The 14,862-nt window shown below is 51.8% G+C and carries 10 protein-coding genes; all 10 read left to right on the forward strand.

Translation table 11 applies throughout. The features are described 5' to 3' along the window. Nucleotides 1–66 precede the first annotated feature (66 nt). The 10 genes from LQ901_RS01830 to ptrA all read left to right on the forward strand — a co-directional run bounded on the left by LQ901_RS01830 (nucleotide 67) and on the right by ptrA (nucleotide 14,694). Nucleotides 67–567, forward strand: coding sequence for a Tfp pilus assembly protein FimT/FimU (locus tag LQ901_RS01830; protein WP_064978140.1), 501 nt, complete (start codon nucleotides 67–69; stop codon nucleotides 565–567). Further along, nucleotides 564–1,427, forward strand: coding sequence for a type II secretion system protein J (locus LQ901_RS01835; RefSeq protein WP_064978139.1), 864 nt, complete (start codon nucleotides 564–566; stop codon nucleotides 1,425–1,427). The genes LQ901_RS01830 and LQ901_RS01835 overlap by 4 nt, the downstream gene beginning before the upstream one ends. Next, a complete protein-coding gene (locus tag LQ901_RS01840) occupies nucleotides 1,424–2,542 on the forward strand; it encodes a hypothetical protein (protein ID WP_152136444.1) in 1,119 nt (372 codons plus the stop codon). The genes LQ901_RS01835 and LQ901_RS01840 overlap by 4 nt, the downstream gene beginning before the upstream one ends. After that, nucleotides 2,526–2,957, forward strand: coding sequence for a prepilin-type N-terminal cleavage/methylation domain-containing protein (locus LQ901_RS01845; RefSeq protein ID WP_064978137.1), 432 nt, complete (start codon nucleotides 2,526–2,528; stop codon nucleotides 2,955–2,957). The genes LQ901_RS01840 and LQ901_RS01845 overlap by 17 nt, the downstream gene beginning before the upstream one ends. A gap of 130 nt (nucleotides 2,958–3,087) precedes the next feature. Continuing rightward, nucleotides 3,088–4,086 carry a BMP family protein gene (locus tag LQ901_RS01850; RefSeq protein ID WP_064978136.1) on the forward strand — a complete coding sequence of 333 codons (999 nt, stop codon included), beginning with the start codon at nucleotides 3,088–3,090 and terminating at the stop codon, nucleotides 4,084–4,086. 155 nt (nucleotides 4,087–4,241) lie between these two features. Beyond that, the gene (locus tag LQ901_RS01855) at nucleotides 4,242–5,852 is read left to right on the forward strand and encodes an ABC transporter ATP-binding protein (RefSeq protein ID WP_064978135.1); all 1,611 of its coding nucleotides are present in this window, start codon (nucleotides 4,242–4,244) and stop codon (nucleotides 5,850–5,852) included. Next, nucleotides 5,849–6,952: an ABC transporter permease gene (locus LQ901_RS01860; RefSeq protein ID WP_064978134.1), complete on the forward strand. Its 1,104-nt coding sequence runs from the start codon at nucleotides 5,849–5,851 to the stop codon at nucleotides 6,950–6,952. The genes LQ901_RS01855 and LQ901_RS01860 overlap by 4 nt, the downstream gene beginning before the upstream one ends. Then, nucleotides 6,952–7,926 (forward strand): ABC transporter permease, encoded by a 975-nt coding sequence (locus tag LQ901_RS01865; protein ID WP_064978133.1) that lies wholly within the window; start codon nucleotides 6,952–6,954, stop codon nucleotides 7,924–7,926. The genes LQ901_RS01860 and LQ901_RS01865 overlap by 1 nt, the downstream gene beginning before the upstream one ends. Nucleotides 7,927–8,290: 364 nt before the next feature. Further along, nucleotides 8,291–11,755, forward strand: coding sequence for an exodeoxyribonuclease V subunit gamma (recC, locus tag LQ901_RS01870; protein ID WP_233671929.1), 3,465 nt, complete (start codon nucleotides 8,291–8,293; stop codon nucleotides 11,753–11,755). Between the two features lie 62 nt (nucleotides 11,756–11,817). Continuing rightward, entirely contained in the window at nucleotides 11,818–14,694 is a 2,877-nt protein-coding gene (ptrA, locus tag LQ901_RS01875; protein WP_370635674.1) for a pitrilysin, read from the forward strand. Nucleotides 14,695–14,862: the final 168 nt, after the last annotated feature.

Below are 14,862 nucleotides of genomic sequence, written 5' to 3' on the forward strand. Positions count from 1 at the left end.
AATGTGTGATTGCTCGTTTTATTTAAGCTGTAGGCGATAATAGTAGCGAATAATAAGGAGAGAGTCATGCAGAAAGGGCTGACACTAATTGAATTGATGGTTGCAATGGCCGTGGTGACAGTATTGTTATCTGTTGCTTTACCATCATATAGGCAGCTGCGTGATGATCGTCAGTTAGAACAAGTAGCAAATAATGTTTATGCATACTTACTTCAGGTTCAAAATATCGCATTTCGCGAAGGACGTAAAAATTATATTTATATCGGATATGTTAATGATAGCTTATGCCTGACATCATCTAAAGCTATGATTGATATCAATGATGGTCAGATTAAAAAATTGTGTAAGTCTAGTGATTATCCTTATCGATTGATGTTGATGTCAGGAGGGAATGTTGCGTTGAGGCAATATCAGCCTCTGTCTGGTTTTAAAAAATACATGGAAATTAATGGTGGTCGGAGAACAGTGGTTAATCAAGTTAATCTTGTTTTGGAAAACGACAAAACATTGTTTGATTTCTCAGTTAATGGTTATGGCGGAATTAACTTTGAGAGACGCTCAAAATGACTCGAGGCTTTACGCTAATAGAATTGATGGTTTCTATACTTATTGGTTCTTTAATTATTCTTGCTAGTGGTGCCGTACTGTCATCGGTAGTTTCGTTTCAAACGACAGTACAAGAGAACAATAAAGTAGATACAGCAATTAATGAAATCCTTGAGCTGATGGAGCGAGATATTAAGCGTGCCGGATTTTTTATGCCAGGGAAAGTGTCTTTAGCCGACAGTAACGTAACACATATCACATCCCTTCTACCTGTATCTCAAAGCTCTCTGACGGCAGAATCAGTAGCATTAACGGGGAAAACAGAATTTCATCGTTTTTTGACCTTTACTGATTTAGGTACTAATCAGGCTTGTGTGCTCCTTACCTATGACCTAAATCAAGATGGGTGTATTGGAAAGGCTAATAACGGAACACCTTGTGTCACTACTGATGCGACAACAGGAAAAATATTAAATAACACTAAAAACGTAACGGATGAGATATTCGGTTATCGCTGGATCAAGGGGCGTGATGGTGATGGCTATATTGCTACTCGAGAAACTGGTGTAACGCGAACGGCTATTGATACATGTGAGAAGCCAACAGGAAGCGGAGATGGATGTGCCGCATGGTTGTTCGCTGATAAAAACAATGGCTTTTGCAGTTCGGCTAACAACTGGACATCTGTGACGAAAAAAAATATTGCTATCGATGCCTTTTCGGTTAAAGAGATTACGAATTATACCGAGCATTTTATAGGCAATGGTAAAGGAGCATTGTATTTCCCGGCATTTAAAATTGAAATTACTGGAAGAATAAAAGATAGCGTCAGAGTTGTCACTCTCACTCGAATAGTGACATTGGAGAATCCTGCACAATGATGAAATTAACCAGTACGCCTGAAAAAGGGTTTGCAACATTGACAGTAACATTAATGTTGATGGCGGTGGTCGCTGTGTCGATTTTGGGATATGGTGCGATGGTCAACTCGATGGTGCAGACCAATCAGGATCGGATTCGATATTTAGAAAATAAAAATATTTCTCAATCTGGTATAGCGTGTGCAGTTAGTTGGATAAAAAATAACAATATTTCTAATACATCAGATGTAATCGTTGACTGCGGTAACCTAGTAAAAATAAAACCAATTAATAAATTAGGCAGCGTATTCCATTCTATTGAATCGTATAGCTATAACCAAGAGTCTGATAAAGACCATATAGGTACTGTTTTTGCGTCACAAGCCGTGATTGTTTCGAAAGGATATTCTACAGCACCTGATGCTGGATTGATTGCGGGAGGAGATGTTGATTTTACGGTTAATGGTTCATCTAATGCATCATCCGATATGACAGCATATACACCTCCCCATACTGCAGCGCCATTTCCGCCTTCTGGAGTGATATCCTCTGGTCAAGCCAAAGTCTGTAAACCTCCGTTGACGAGTGAGCAGGTAAGATTATGTGCTCAATATAATTTAGCCAATAAAGAAAGTGTGACTTTTAATGGTGGTTCACCATCATCGCATTATCTATCTGGGCTAAATAAGAATGTATTTGACATTCAAGTTTCTTCTTGTGAACAATTGCCTATTGATCTAAATAATAAATCTATCTGGATAGATCTAGGAGCAGGAGCAAGTAGTTGTGCTTTTAAAACATCAAGCATGAATAATGTGTTATTGGTGATCAGTAAATCGAAAGGTAATGAGTCAGTTACCTTGACTACTGCGCCTGCTGGCGTAGCTATGACGGTTGATGGCTTGATGGCATTTATTGATTCAAGGCCAAAACCAGTAAGCGAGCAGTTATCGTTGAAATTTGATTTTAGAGGGTCATTAGTTATTAGAGGTTCTTTTATTTCTGACGCAAAAGTATCCAATGGTGATGGTGCTTTCACCCTTTATTATGATTACCACAAGCTTCTAGATGTGGAGAAAAAAATTGATATCGGTGCAATGGCAATGAAAGGAACCTGGTATGACTTTTATCAATAAAAAAGGATTTAGTCTGATAGAGGTTCTCATCGCTGTATTGGTGTTGGGTGTATCAACCAGTGCTTTGATTGGCTACCAAATAAAACAGTCAACAACGTTGGAGTTTTCCAACATGACGTTGATTGCTACGGAGGCTGCAAATAATGTATTAGATGAAGTGCAGAGTAAATCGAAGGAAATCAGAAAAAAAGATGCTAAATGTGCACCTAGTAATCAATGTATCAGCGGTAGTTCACTTCCTACATTGTTCAGTGTAAACGGGTACAGTTTTTCACAACACTGTTCCTTATCTTGTCCGAATACGGCGCTAGATGTTTTTAAATATACCGTTAACATCAATTTTGCGTATAAAGATGAAGCAGGAAAAGTCAGCCTTTCACGCAGTCTAGCTACGGGCCAACATTATGTGCCTTAGTGCTACGGCTGCCATGAATGAATGTGATGTTGTGCACACTTAACATGCTTGATGAGTAGCTGAGATTGGAGAGCAGAGTATTATCTGTACACGTATTGCAGTTTTATTCGGCTAATTCATGGAGTGATGTATGCGCAAATGGAATGCGATCTCATATCTTGCTATTGCGATGGCAGTTTCTTTTTCCTCCCACGCTCAACCCCTCAAGCCCTCGGTCATTTATGACATGGGCGGCAAATTTGATAAATCGTTCAACCAGTCAGCCTATAACGGGGCGGAGCAGTTTAAGAAAGAAACTGGCATTAACTACGGTGAGTTCGAGATAACCAATGAAGCGCAGCGTGAGCAAGCGATGCTGCGTATGGCGCAAAAGGGTTTTAGCCCGATTGTGGCGGTGGGCTTCCAGCAAGCTCCGGTGATTGAAAAAGTGGCGAAGCAGTTCCCTAACACACAGTTTGTGCTGATTGATGCGGTGTTGGATATGCCGAATGTCCGTTCGGTGGTGTTTAAAGACCAAGAAGGGGCCTTTTTAGTCGGCGCGCTGGCAGCGATGAAATCGCAGAGCCAGCATGTGGGATTTATCGGTGGCATGGATATTCCACTGATCCGTAACTTTGCCTGTGGCTTTGAGCAAGGGGCTAAATATCAGCAGCCGGCGGTGAAAGTGCAAGTGAACATGACCGGCTCGACCCCATCGGCGTGGAACGATCCGACGAAAGGAGCGGAGCTGGCGAAAGCCCAGTTTGACCAAGGGGTGGATGTCGTCTTCGCTGCGGCGGGCGGCACGGGGGTTGGAATTTATCAGGCTGCCGCGGATGGCAAGAAATATGCTATCGGGGTCGACTCTAATCAGAACTACCTGCATCCGGGGGTGATGCTCTCTTCGATGGTTAAGCGGGTCGACGTTGCGGTCTACAATGCCTTTAAAGATGCGCAAGACGGCAAATTCACCGCCGGTGAGCAATCTCTGGGGCTGAAAGAGCAAGGCGTTGGTTGGGCTTTGGATGAATACAACCGTCCACTGGTGACGCCAGAGATGGAAAAACAGATGAACGATCTGCGTCAAGCGGTGATCGATGGCAAGGTGAAAGTGCACGATTACAATCTGACGCAGTCCTGCCAATACTAAGGCGCTGAGGCTCTGGCATGTGTGATGCGTGGTGATGCGCTAGGCATGTCGTTAAGCGGTATCGGTAGCGCTGTCGTGAATGAGTGCGTTACCGGTGATCGAATGTTGTTCTGCCGGACATGATGTCCGGCTGTTGTGATCAAAGGACTTGGCGGATGCAACAACCCTCCCAGCCGTTACCGGAGTCATTAGCAAAGCCTGAGCAAGGGGCGTTGGCTATTGAGCTGCGCCACATCAGCAAACGCTTTGGTTCGGTGGTGGCCAACCACGATATCTGCCTGCAGGTTACGGCAGGTACTATTCATGGCATTGTCGGTGAAAATGGTGCCGGCAAATCAACCCTGATGTCTATCCTGTACGGCTTTTATCAAGCCGATAGTGGCGAGATCCTGATTGATGGTCAACCGGCCACTATCCATAACTCCCAGCAAGCCATTGCTTGCGGAATTGGGATGGTGCATCAGCATTTTATGCTGGTGGAAACCTTTACGGTGCTGGAAAACGTCATGCTGGGGGCGGAGAGCAGCGCGTTGCTGCGTCATAGCCGTCGTCAGGCGCGTCAGGCGTTGGAGGAGATTGCGGCGCGTTATGGTTTGGCTATCGATCCCGACAGCGTAGTTGGCGAGTTACCGGTTGGCATGCAGCAGCGGGTGGAAATCTTAAAAGCGCTGTACCGCGGGGCGCGCATTTTGATTTTGGATGAACCGACGGGGGTCCTCACGCCGCAAGAAGCCGAGCAGTTATTTGCGATTTTACATACCTTGCGTGCGCAAGGAGTAACGATCTTGCTGATCACCCACAAGCTTAAAGAGATCATGGCGATCACTGATGCGGTCTCTGTGATGCGTCGCGGTGAGATGGTGGCGCATTGCCGAACGGCGGAAACCTCGCCACCGGCCTTGGCGGAGTTGATGGTTGGGCGCAAAGTGTTGCTGCGGGTCGATAAAGCGCCGAGCCACCCTGGTGAGGTCTGTTTGCGCGCATCGCACTTAAGCTATCGCGATCCGCAAGGCGTGTGGCGTTTGAAGGATGTCAGTTTTGCACTGCGTGCCGGTGAGATTTTAGGGATCGCCGGTGTGTCGGGAAATGGCCAGTCGCAGCTGCTGGAAGTGTTGGCTGGAACTCTGACACCGCAAATCGGTGAGCTGACACTGACCACGCAAAAAGGCAATCTGAATCTGGGCCCCAAGGATCGGCGCGATGCGCGGCAACTGCGTCAGTTCGGGGTGGCTCATGTGCCGGAAGATCGTCTGCGGCAAGGCTTAGTGAAAAGTTTTTCGGCGGCGGAAAACGCCATCTTGGGTTACCAGTATGATGCGGCGTATGGGCGTCACTCGCTCGATCCGCTCCGTGTTGAGAATGCAGCTCAGGCGCTGATGCAGGCGCATGATGTGCGTCCGCCACAACCTTCCCTCAAAACCGCCAATTTTTCCGGCGGTAATCAGCAGAAACTGATTTTGGCACGTGAAATGTCACGTCAGCCGCAGGTCTTATTGGTTGGCCAGCCCACCCGCGGGGTGGATATCGGCGCCATTGAATTTATCCATCGTAATTTGATTGCAGCCCGTGACGCTGGCGCGGCGGTGCTACTGGTGTCGGTCGAGTTGGATGAAATTATGGCGCTGGCCGATCGTATTTTGGTGATGGTCGATGGCGCGATCACCGGGGAAGTGAAAGCGGCGCAGACCAATGAGCGGGAGCTCGGCTTGCTGATGACCAGCAGCCAGTTTCCCGAGCGTGCGTCGCAAGATGGGGAGAAGGCATGATGCAGGGAAAAATGGCGCCGGCGTGGGTACGTAGCGCACTGATCCCGCTGTTGCAGCTGTTGCTGGCGCTGGGCGTTTCCAGTTTGGTGGTGCTGATGGTGGGCGAAGACCCGCTACGGGCGTTTGATGTGATGGTGGATGGGGCGCTGAATTTACAAAACGGCGGCTTGTCGAGCACCTTGTATTACGCCACTAACTTTATCTTTACCGGATTAGCGGTCGCGCTGGCCTTTAAGGCGGGGTTATTCAATATCGGTGGGGAAGGGCAGGCGTATCTGGGCGGGCTTGGGATTACATTGGTGTGCTTAGCCTTTGATCAGCGTTGGCCGATGTGGGTAATGGCGCCGGTCGTGATTTTAATGGCCGCACTGTTTGGCGCCGTGTGGGGCGCGATCCCCGGTTGGTTGCAGGCGCGCCGCGGTTCACACACGGTGGTGACCACCATCATGTTCAACTTTATTGCGGCCTCACTGATGGGCTATCTGGTGGTGGAGCACATCGCCAAATTAGGCGGTAATGCCACTGATTCGCGCTATTTTGCGCCCTCGGCGGTTTTCCCTAAGTTGCATGAATGGGCCGCCGGACATGGGATTGAGCTGCCCTTTTCCCTGCTTAACCCATCGTTATTGTTGGCCTTGCTGGCGGCATGGGCGGTGTGGTGGCTAGTGTGGCGCACCCGTTTGGGGTATGCCATTCGGGTGGTGGGAGAAAACCCGAAAGCGGCGGAATATGCGGGCATTGATACGGCGCGTATCGTGATGATTGTGATGGCGCTGTCGGGGGCTTTGGCCGGCATGATGGCGGTGAATGAGGTGTATGGCGCGCAAAACCGCCTGATCATGAACTTCACTAATGGCTTTGGCTTTATAGGCATTGCGGTAGCCTTGATGGGGCGTAATCATCCGGTTGGGGTAGTGCTGGCCGCGCTGCTGTTCGGCGCCTTGTACCAAGGCGGCACCGAGCTGCAATTTGAGATGCAGGAGCTTAATCCGGAGCTGATTATGGTGATCCAAGGGTTGGTGATTTTCTTTACCGGCGCGCTAGATCGATTGATTCGGGTGCCGGTTGAGCGCTGGTTTGAACCGAAGGAGCCAAGCTGATGGATGTGTTTACTTGGACTCTCTCTACGCTAGATTCTTCGTTGCGTCTGGCGGTACCGCTGATTTTTGCTGCGATGGGTGGGATTTTCTCGGAACGCTCAGGGGTAGTGGATATCGGCTTGGAAGGCAAGATGCTGTTTGCCGCTTTTATGGCGGCGGCGGTGTCGGCGGTGAGTGGCTCTGTGTGGCTGGGGCTGTTTTCCGCCATTGGCGCATCGGTTTTATTGTCGCTGGTGCATGGCTATGCCTGTATCAATCAGCGCGGCGATCAGGTGATTTCTGGGTTGGCGGTGAATTTCTTTGCTTCGGGGATGACCATCACGCTCGGGCATGCATGGTTTGGGCGTGGTGGGCAGACGCCAACACTGGAAAGCGGGCAGCGTTTTTTGGTGCAGACCCTACCAGCTAGCGAATGGATGAAAGCCCATGTCCCGATTATCGGCCCGTTGTATGAAGAGCTGATTTCTGGCCATACCTTGCTGGTCTATCTGGCATTCGTGGCGGTGGTGGTGACTGGCTGGGTGCTGTTTCAAACGCGCTTTGGGTTACGTCTGCGTGCGGCGGGGGAAGAGCCAAATGCGGTGGATACCGCGGGGATTTCGGTGGCGCGTTTACGCTATAGCGGCGTGATGTTGGCGGGGGTAATGTGCGGTTTTGCCGGAGCCTATTTGTCGGTGGCGCAAAATGCGGGCTTTGGGCGTGAGATGACCGCCGGACAAGGCTATATCGCGTTAGCGGCAGTCATTTTTGGTAAGTGGCGACCGTGGCCAACATTGTGGGCTTGTTTGCTGTTCGGTTTTCTCACTGCGCTGGAAACTCGTATGCAAGGGGTCTCGGTGCCGGGCATTGGCGTATTGCCAACCCAAGTCTTCTCGGCGCTGCCGTATGTGCTGACCGTGATTTTGATGGCCGGCTTTATCGGCCGTTCAGTCGCGCCCAAAGCGGTGGGTAAGCCGTACATTAAAGAGCGTTGAGGGATGACGAACTGATGTCGCTGATGTCTATGAGTGCGGGGCATTAGCGAGTTTACATGCCACGTTAATACTGCTTAATCTCGGGCCGGTGCGTGACGATTTGTGCGCGCTGGCCGGAAATTTGCGTGACATGAAACAGGCGGTGCCACGGCGACTACGGCGTGTAATAGCAATAAGCGAGTTTTGTGGCTTGTTGCGTGATCGGCCTGATTTTCTGCTACCTTTTCCCTTCCTTGTTAATGTTTTATTTGTGTTTTTTGTCTTTTAGTCGCCTGAATCTGTCATCATAATAAATAATCGGTATTGGCAGCCGCTCGGCGGTTAGCTGACAACGTGTGTCATCATGGATGTCTGAGGGTTACCCGTGTTCACTGTTTACCACTCCAATCAGCTGGATCTGCTCAAATCCCTGTTGTGTCAATTGATGCGGCTTAATCCGCTGGACGATCCGTTTGAACCGGATGTGGTGTTGGTGCAAAGCCCGGGGATGGCGCAGTGGCTGCGTTTGCAGGTCGCGCAGGAGTTCGGTATTGCCGCGAACATGGAGTTTCCATTGCCGGCGACCTTTATCTGGAACATGTTTACCTGCGTGTTGCCGGATATCCCGAAGCAAAGTGCGTTTGGCAAAGAGGCCATGACGTGGAAGCTGATGACGCTGTTGCCTGCGCAGCTAGATGACCCTTTGTTTGAGCCGTTACGCCACTATCTGCAAGGCGATTTACATGCCGATGAGAACCAGCGCAAGCTGTATCAGCTAGCAGCGCGTGTGGCGGACTTGTTTGACCAATATTTGGTGTATCGCCCGGAGTGGATTGCCAGTTGGGAGCGCGGCGAAACGGTCGCCGAGTTGGCTGATGAGCATCCGTGGCAGCCGGTATTGTGGCGTGAATTGGTGCGTTTGACGGCCGAGCTTGGTCAACCACACTGGCACCGAGCAAACTTGTACCAAAAGTTTATTCAAGCGCTCGAGCAGGCGCCCACTCGCCCACAAGGGATCCCCAAACGGCTGTTCATTTTCGGGATTTCGGCCTTGCCGCCGGTATACCTCAGCGCCCTCAAGGCGCTCAGCTTGCACTGCGATGTGCACCTGATGTTTACCAACCCAAGCCGCCATTATTGGGGCGATATTCAAGATCCGAAATGGGTGGCTCGCCAATGGCGCTCTCGCGATGGGGATACCACGCGACCATTTTTGCCACCACCGAATATTGGCAATCCGCTGCTCGCGTCGATGGGCAAGTTGGGGCGCGATAACTTTTATCTGCTGGCGCAATTAGAGCCGAATGACATTGAAGCGTTCGTTGAGCCACAGACCGATAATCTGCTGCATCAGTTGCAGCGCGATATCTTAAATCTGGATGACGGCACGGTGTTGATGCCGGATGTCGAGCATCCACGCCATCCGGTGGCGCAAAACGATCACTCGATTCGCATCAATGCCTGTCATAGCCCGATGCGCGAAGTGGAAGTGCTGCACGACCATTTGCTGCACCTTCTGCAAGCTGATCCGGACCTGACGCCGCGCGATATTCTGGTGATGGTGGCGGATATTAACCGCTATAGCCCTTACATTCAGGCAGTATTTTCGGCGGGAGCGAAAACTGGCGCAAGTGAGCAGGTACAGCGAATTCCGTTCTCCATTTCTGACCGCAGTGCCAGTCAAGCGCACCCGATTTTGCAGGCTTTTTTACAGCTGCTGCAGCTGCCATATAGCCGTTTTGCCGCTGAGGAAATTTTGGCGTTGCTGGAAGTGCCGGCGCTGGCACGTCAATTTGGCATTGATGAGCAGGGCTTAGTGTTGCTGCGCCAGTGGGTGGAGGAGTCCGGTATTCGCTGGGGGCTGGATGATGCGGCGGTGGCCGCTGAGGGCTTACCGGTGACCGGCAGCCATACTTGGCGCTTTGGGGTCGAGCGCATGTTGCTGGGTTATGCCATGCGCACCGACAGCGGTCTGTTCGATGATCAGCTACCCTATGATGAGGTGTCGGGTTTACGTGCCGCGCTGGTGGGGCAATTGGCGGCGTTACTGGAAACCTTGGCGCTGTGGCGACAAGCCTTCAGCCGCGCGCACACGCCACAGGCTTGGGCGGCGCTGCTGAGTGATTTTCTCAGTCAGCTGTTTGTCAGTGATACCGAAACCGAACCGGTATTGGCGCTGATCACCCGCCAAATTGAGCGGCTGGTGGAGCAGGCTGCGCTGGCTCGCTTTGATGCTCCGTTATCACTGGCAGTATTGCGTGATGCGCTGTCGGCGGCACTGGATAATGAGCGGATCAGTCAGCGTTTTCTGGCCGGTCAGGTGAACTTCTGTACCCTGATGCCAATGCGCTCAATTCCTTTCAAAGTGGTGTGTTTGCTGGGCATGAATGATGGCGTGTATCCGCGCAGCCTGCCGCCACTGGGTTTTGACCTGATGGCGGGGCGTAGTCAGCGTGGCGATCGTTCGCGGCGTGATGATGACCGCTACCTGTTTTTGGAAGCGATTTTGTCCGCGCAACAGCAGCTGTATATCAGCTATGTCGGGCGTTCGGCGCAGGATAATACGCCACGAGCACCGTCGGTACTGGTCAGTGAATTGCTCGATTATTTGCTACAAAGTCGGATTTTGGCTGCGGATGCTGCCGCGATTAAAGCGGCTTGTTCTGAGGCGCAGACCTCCAGTGCATCGCCGCAAAAGTTGTTACAACTTTACACTGACGCCGAGCCGCATTTGCAGGCACATTTAGTCTCAGAACAGACACTTACGCCGTTCAGTCCACGTAACTTTATGGCGGAGCCAAAAGACGAAGGTGGTGCGGCGCCGGCGGCGAACGCCGAGGCAAGCTCGCCGAGCAGTTTTGCGGGGCAGTGGCTGCCGTCGGCATCCCGTTCGGGAACGCCGGCTCCGGCGTTCTGGGCGCAAAGTTGGCAGCCGGAAGCCGGTGAGTGCGAACTGGAGCTCGATGCGGTGCGGCAATTTTATCGTCATCCGGTTCGGGCGTTTTTCCGCCAGCGCCTGCGCGTCAGTTTTGACGCGCCGCAAGCAGGGGTGCCGGATAATGAGCCGTTTGGTCTGGATGGTCTAGGCCGCTATGGCATCAATCAGCAGCTGCTGAATATTTTGCTCAATCACGAGTCACCTGAGCAGTTTTTTCGCCGCCTGCGCGCCGAAGGGCGTTTGCCGTACGGCAGCTTTGGCGAGTTGATTTGGGAAAATCTGTTAGCGGATATGCAGGCCTTGTCAGCGCGTATTGCCCATGAGCGACAAGACACCTTCGATTGGGAAGTAGAGCTGGAGTTAGGCGACGATAGCGCGTCGTTACAACTGCGCGGTTGGTTGCAAGGCGTGCAAGATAACGGACTACTGCGCTGGCGTCCTGGCACATTAAATGCTGTAGATGCACTGAACTTATGGTTGGAGCATCTGGTCTATTGCCTAGTGTGCCATCAGCACGCAGTCGAGCCGGGCGTGAGCCGTATGCTGGGGCGTGATGAGAGTCAGTATGCCTTTGCGCCACTGGCGGAGTCTGAGGCGCGTGCGCATTTGACGTGCTTACTGGAAGGCTATCAGCTGGGGTTACAGACTCCGTTGTCACTGTTGCCGAAAACCGGCTGGGCATGGCTTAGCCGCTGTTATCGTGATGGCGCGATAGCCGACGATGCTGAGAGTCAGCAAAAAGCCCTGCGGGCGTTACGCGATTGTTATTTGGGCGGATACCAACATAACGGTGAAGGGGAAGACCCGTATTTGCAGCGTTTGTTCGGTGGTCTCAGTGACGATGCGCTGGCGCAAATTACTGCGCAGGCCACACGTTATTTATTACCGGTTATGCAGCACTTGAGTGCGTGACCTGAACTGTTAAAGAGGGAGGATGCCTGATGCGGCAACTGAACCAACCGTGGCGTTGGAAAATGTGGGTATGGAGTCTGTTGGTCTGCCTGCCGCTGCTTTGGAGTCAGCAATCATTGGCGGCTTGGCAGGTATTGCCTGAGCCGGTACAAAAAAGTGAGCGCGATAGCCGCGAGTATCAGCCGATCCGTCTGGATAATGGCATGACGGTGTTGCTGGTGTCCGATCCCAAAGCCACGAAATCTTTGGCGGCGGTCACTTTGCCGGTGGGCTCGATGGACGATCCAAACAGTCAGTTAGGGTTGGCACACTATCTGGAGCACATGATCCTGATGGGATCGAAGAAATATCCCGAAGCGGATGGCTTTTCCCTGTTCCTGAATAAAAACGGTGGCAGCCATAACGCCAGCACTGCGCCGTATCGCACCTCGTATTATCTGGAAGTGGAAAACAGCGCCTTTGATCCGGCGGTTGACCGCTTGGCCGATGCGTTGGCCGAGCCGCTGCTGGATGCCAAAAATGGCGATAAAGAGCGTCATGCGGTGAATGCGGAGCTGGTGATGGCGCGTTCGCGTGATGGCATGCGTATGGCCGGGGTGGATTCAGAAACCCTGAACCCGAAACACCCGACGGCGCGCTTCTCCGGCGGCAATCTGGAAACCCTGTCGGATAAACCGAACAGTAAGCTGCATGCTGAGCTGCGTAAGTTCTATCAGCGCTATTATTCGGCCAATATCATGCAAGCGGTGCTGTACTCCAACCAGCCGCTGGAGCAAATGGCGAAACTGGCCGATGCCAGCTTTGGTCGCATTGCCGATCATAAGATTAATGCGCCCCAAGTGACTGTGCCGCTGACCACCGAAAAAGAAGAAGGGATTATCCTGCACTACGTGCCGGTGCAGCCAATCAAAGCACTGCGCATTGATTTTACTATCCCGAATGACAGCGCCGCGTTTCGCAATAAAGTGAACACCTATATCGGTTACATGCTGGATAACCGCAGCCCGGGTACGTTGGCTGACTGGCTGCTGCGCCAAGGGTTAGCTGATGGCATTCAGAGCAATGCCGATCCGATGTTGGCGCGTAATGCCGGTACGTTCAGTATCTACATTTCGCTGACCGATAAAGGTCTGGCGCACCGCGATGAAATTGTGGCGTCTGTGTTCCGCTATCTGCGTGAGCTGGAGCAAAAAGGCATTCAGAAGAGTTATTTCGATGAGATTGCCGATGTACTGATGCTGGATTTCCGTTATCAGTCAATCACGCGCGATATGAGCTATGTGGAGGATTTATCCGACAACATGCTGCGGGTTCCGGTGCAAAATGTGCTGAACTCCGGTGTGTTAGCCGATCAATTTGACCCAAATGCGATCCGTGAACGCTTGGCGAGCATGACGCCGCAGCACGCACGAATTTGGTATATCAGCCCGCAAGAGCCGCACAACAAGAAAGCTTATTTTGTGAATGCGCCGTATTCGGTAAGCCGGATTACTCCAGAGCAATTCACGTTGTGGCAGCAGCAAGGCGCGGCTTTGAACCTGAAACTGCCGGCGCTGAATCCGTATATCCCAGATGATTTTAGTCTGCAAAAACCGGTTAAAACCGATAATGGTCAACCGGTGGCGGTGATCGCGAAAAACGATCTGCAGGCATGGTTGGCACCGAGCCAGTACTTTGTCGATGAGCCGAAAGGGGTTGTGACGCTGGATCTGCGCAATCCGCAGGCCGATAACAGCCCGCGCCATCAGGTGTTGTTTGCCCTGACTGACTATTTGGCCAGTTTGTCACTGGATGAACTGAGCTATCAGGCGGCTATCGGCGGGATCAGCTTTAACAGCGGTAATGACAATGGCCTGCAAGTCAGCGCCAGTGGTTTTACTCAGCATCTGCCAAAACTGATGCTGGCGCTGTTGCAAGGCTATCGCGACTTTAACCCAACCGCGGCGCAGCTGGCGCAAGCGAAGGCGTGGTATCGCGATCGTTTGGACTCCGTGGAGAAAATGCGTGCTTACCAGCAAGCGGTGCAACCGCTGCAATCACTCTCGGCGGTGCCGTATTTTGAGCGTAGCGAGCGTTTAGCACTGCTCGATAGCATCACGCTGGATGAGCTGTTGCAGTACCGTCAGCAGTTGCTGCAGCAATCTACGCCAGCTTTGTTGGCAGTGGGTAATTTCAGCGAAGAGCAGGTGAAGAATCTGGCCACACAGATCAAATCACAACTGCAAACCCAAGGTAAGCAGGCGTGGTATGGCGAAACCGTGGTGGTGAGCCGTGCGCATCATGGTTATTTGGCACGCCGCATCTCGGCCTCGGACTCCGCGCTGGCGGCATTGTACGTGCCGACTGGCTACAGCGAGCGTGATAGCCAAGCGCAAGCGGCCCTGCTGGGACAAATTTTGCAGCCGTTGTTCTTCAATCAGCTGCGCACCAAAGAGCAACTGGGTTATGCGGTATTCAGTTACGCGATGCCGGTTGGTCGCCAGTGGGGTCTGAACTTTGTTCTGCAAACTCCAGAGAAGACCCCCGCTTATTTGTTCGAGCGTTATCAGGCGTTCTTCAAGCAAGCCGATGCGCGTTTACAGAGCATGCCGGCGGAGGAGTTTGCCCAGTTCAAAAATGCGTTGCTCAATGAATTGCGCCAGCCACCACAAACGCTGGATGAAGAAGCGCAGCGCTTGAGTGGTGATTTCAGCCGTGGCAATGCGGCCTTTAATGGGCGTGCGCAGCTGATTGCAGCTCTGGAAAAACTAACCCAGCCGCAGGTGTACAGCTTCTACCATAAGGCGGTGATGCGCGGTACGGGCTTGTCATTACTGTCGCAAGTACAAGGCGGTAAAGGCAAAGAGGGCTTTGCTCACCCGGCCGAGTGGAGTGCTGAGGCTTCGGTATCGGCGTTGCAACAGGCGCTGGATAAAATCAGTAACAGCGCAGCACATTAAGAGCTCTGAGCATTAAGAACTCTGCGCATTAAAAGCCGGCTTGTCCGGCTTTTATTTTTGGGGAAGTTAGCTATCGGGTGCGATTTTGTGAAGCGCTTGCCGAATCCGTTTGGCCTAATCATCGGTCACACTGGTATCATAACCTACTCACATTGAAGTCTTTTTTAT

It is taken from the genome of Plesiomonas sp. PI-19 (assembly GCF_021368255.1).
In the GTDB taxonomy this organism is placed as follows: Bacteria; Pseudomonadota; Gammaproteobacteria; order Enterobacterales; family CAMTGL01; genus Plesiomonas; species Plesiomonas shigelloides.

Bases quoted from the DNA above. Each gene is read 5' to 3' on its own strand.
- LQ901_RS01830 (WP_064978140.1), top strand. From the start codon at position 67: ATGCAGAAAGGGCTGACACTAATTGAATTGATGGTTGCAATGGCCGTG.
- LQ901_RS01835 (WP_064978139.1), top strand. From the start codon at position 564: ATGACTCGAGGCTTTACGCTAATAGAATTGATGGTTTCTATACTTATT.
- LQ901_RS01840 (WP_152136444.1), top strand. From the start codon at position 1,424: ATGATGAAATTAACCAGTACGCCTGAAAAAGGGTTTGCAACATTGACA.
- LQ901_RS01845 (WP_064978137.1), top strand. From the start codon at position 2,526: ATGACTTTTATCAATAAAAAAGGATTTAGTCTGATAGAGGTTCTCATC.
- LQ901_RS01850 (WP_064978136.1), top strand. From the start codon at position 3,088: ATGCGCAAATGGAATGCGATCTCATATCTTGCTATTGCGATGGCAGTT.
- LQ901_RS01855 (WP_064978135.1), top strand. From the start codon at position 4,242: ATGCAACAACCCTCCCAGCCGTTACCGGAGTCATTAGCAAAGCCTGAG.
- LQ901_RS01860 (WP_064978134.1), top strand. From the start codon at position 5,849: ATGATGCAGGGAAAAATGGCGCCGGCGTGGGTACGTAGCGCACTGATC.
- LQ901_RS01865 (WP_064978133.1), top strand. From the start codon at position 6,952: ATGGATGTGTTTACTTGGACTCTCTCTACGCTAGATTCTTCGTTGCGT.
- ptrA (WP_370635674.1), top strand. From the start codon at position 11,818: ATGTGGGTATGGAGTCTGTTGGTCTGCCTGCCGCTGCTTTGGAGTCAG.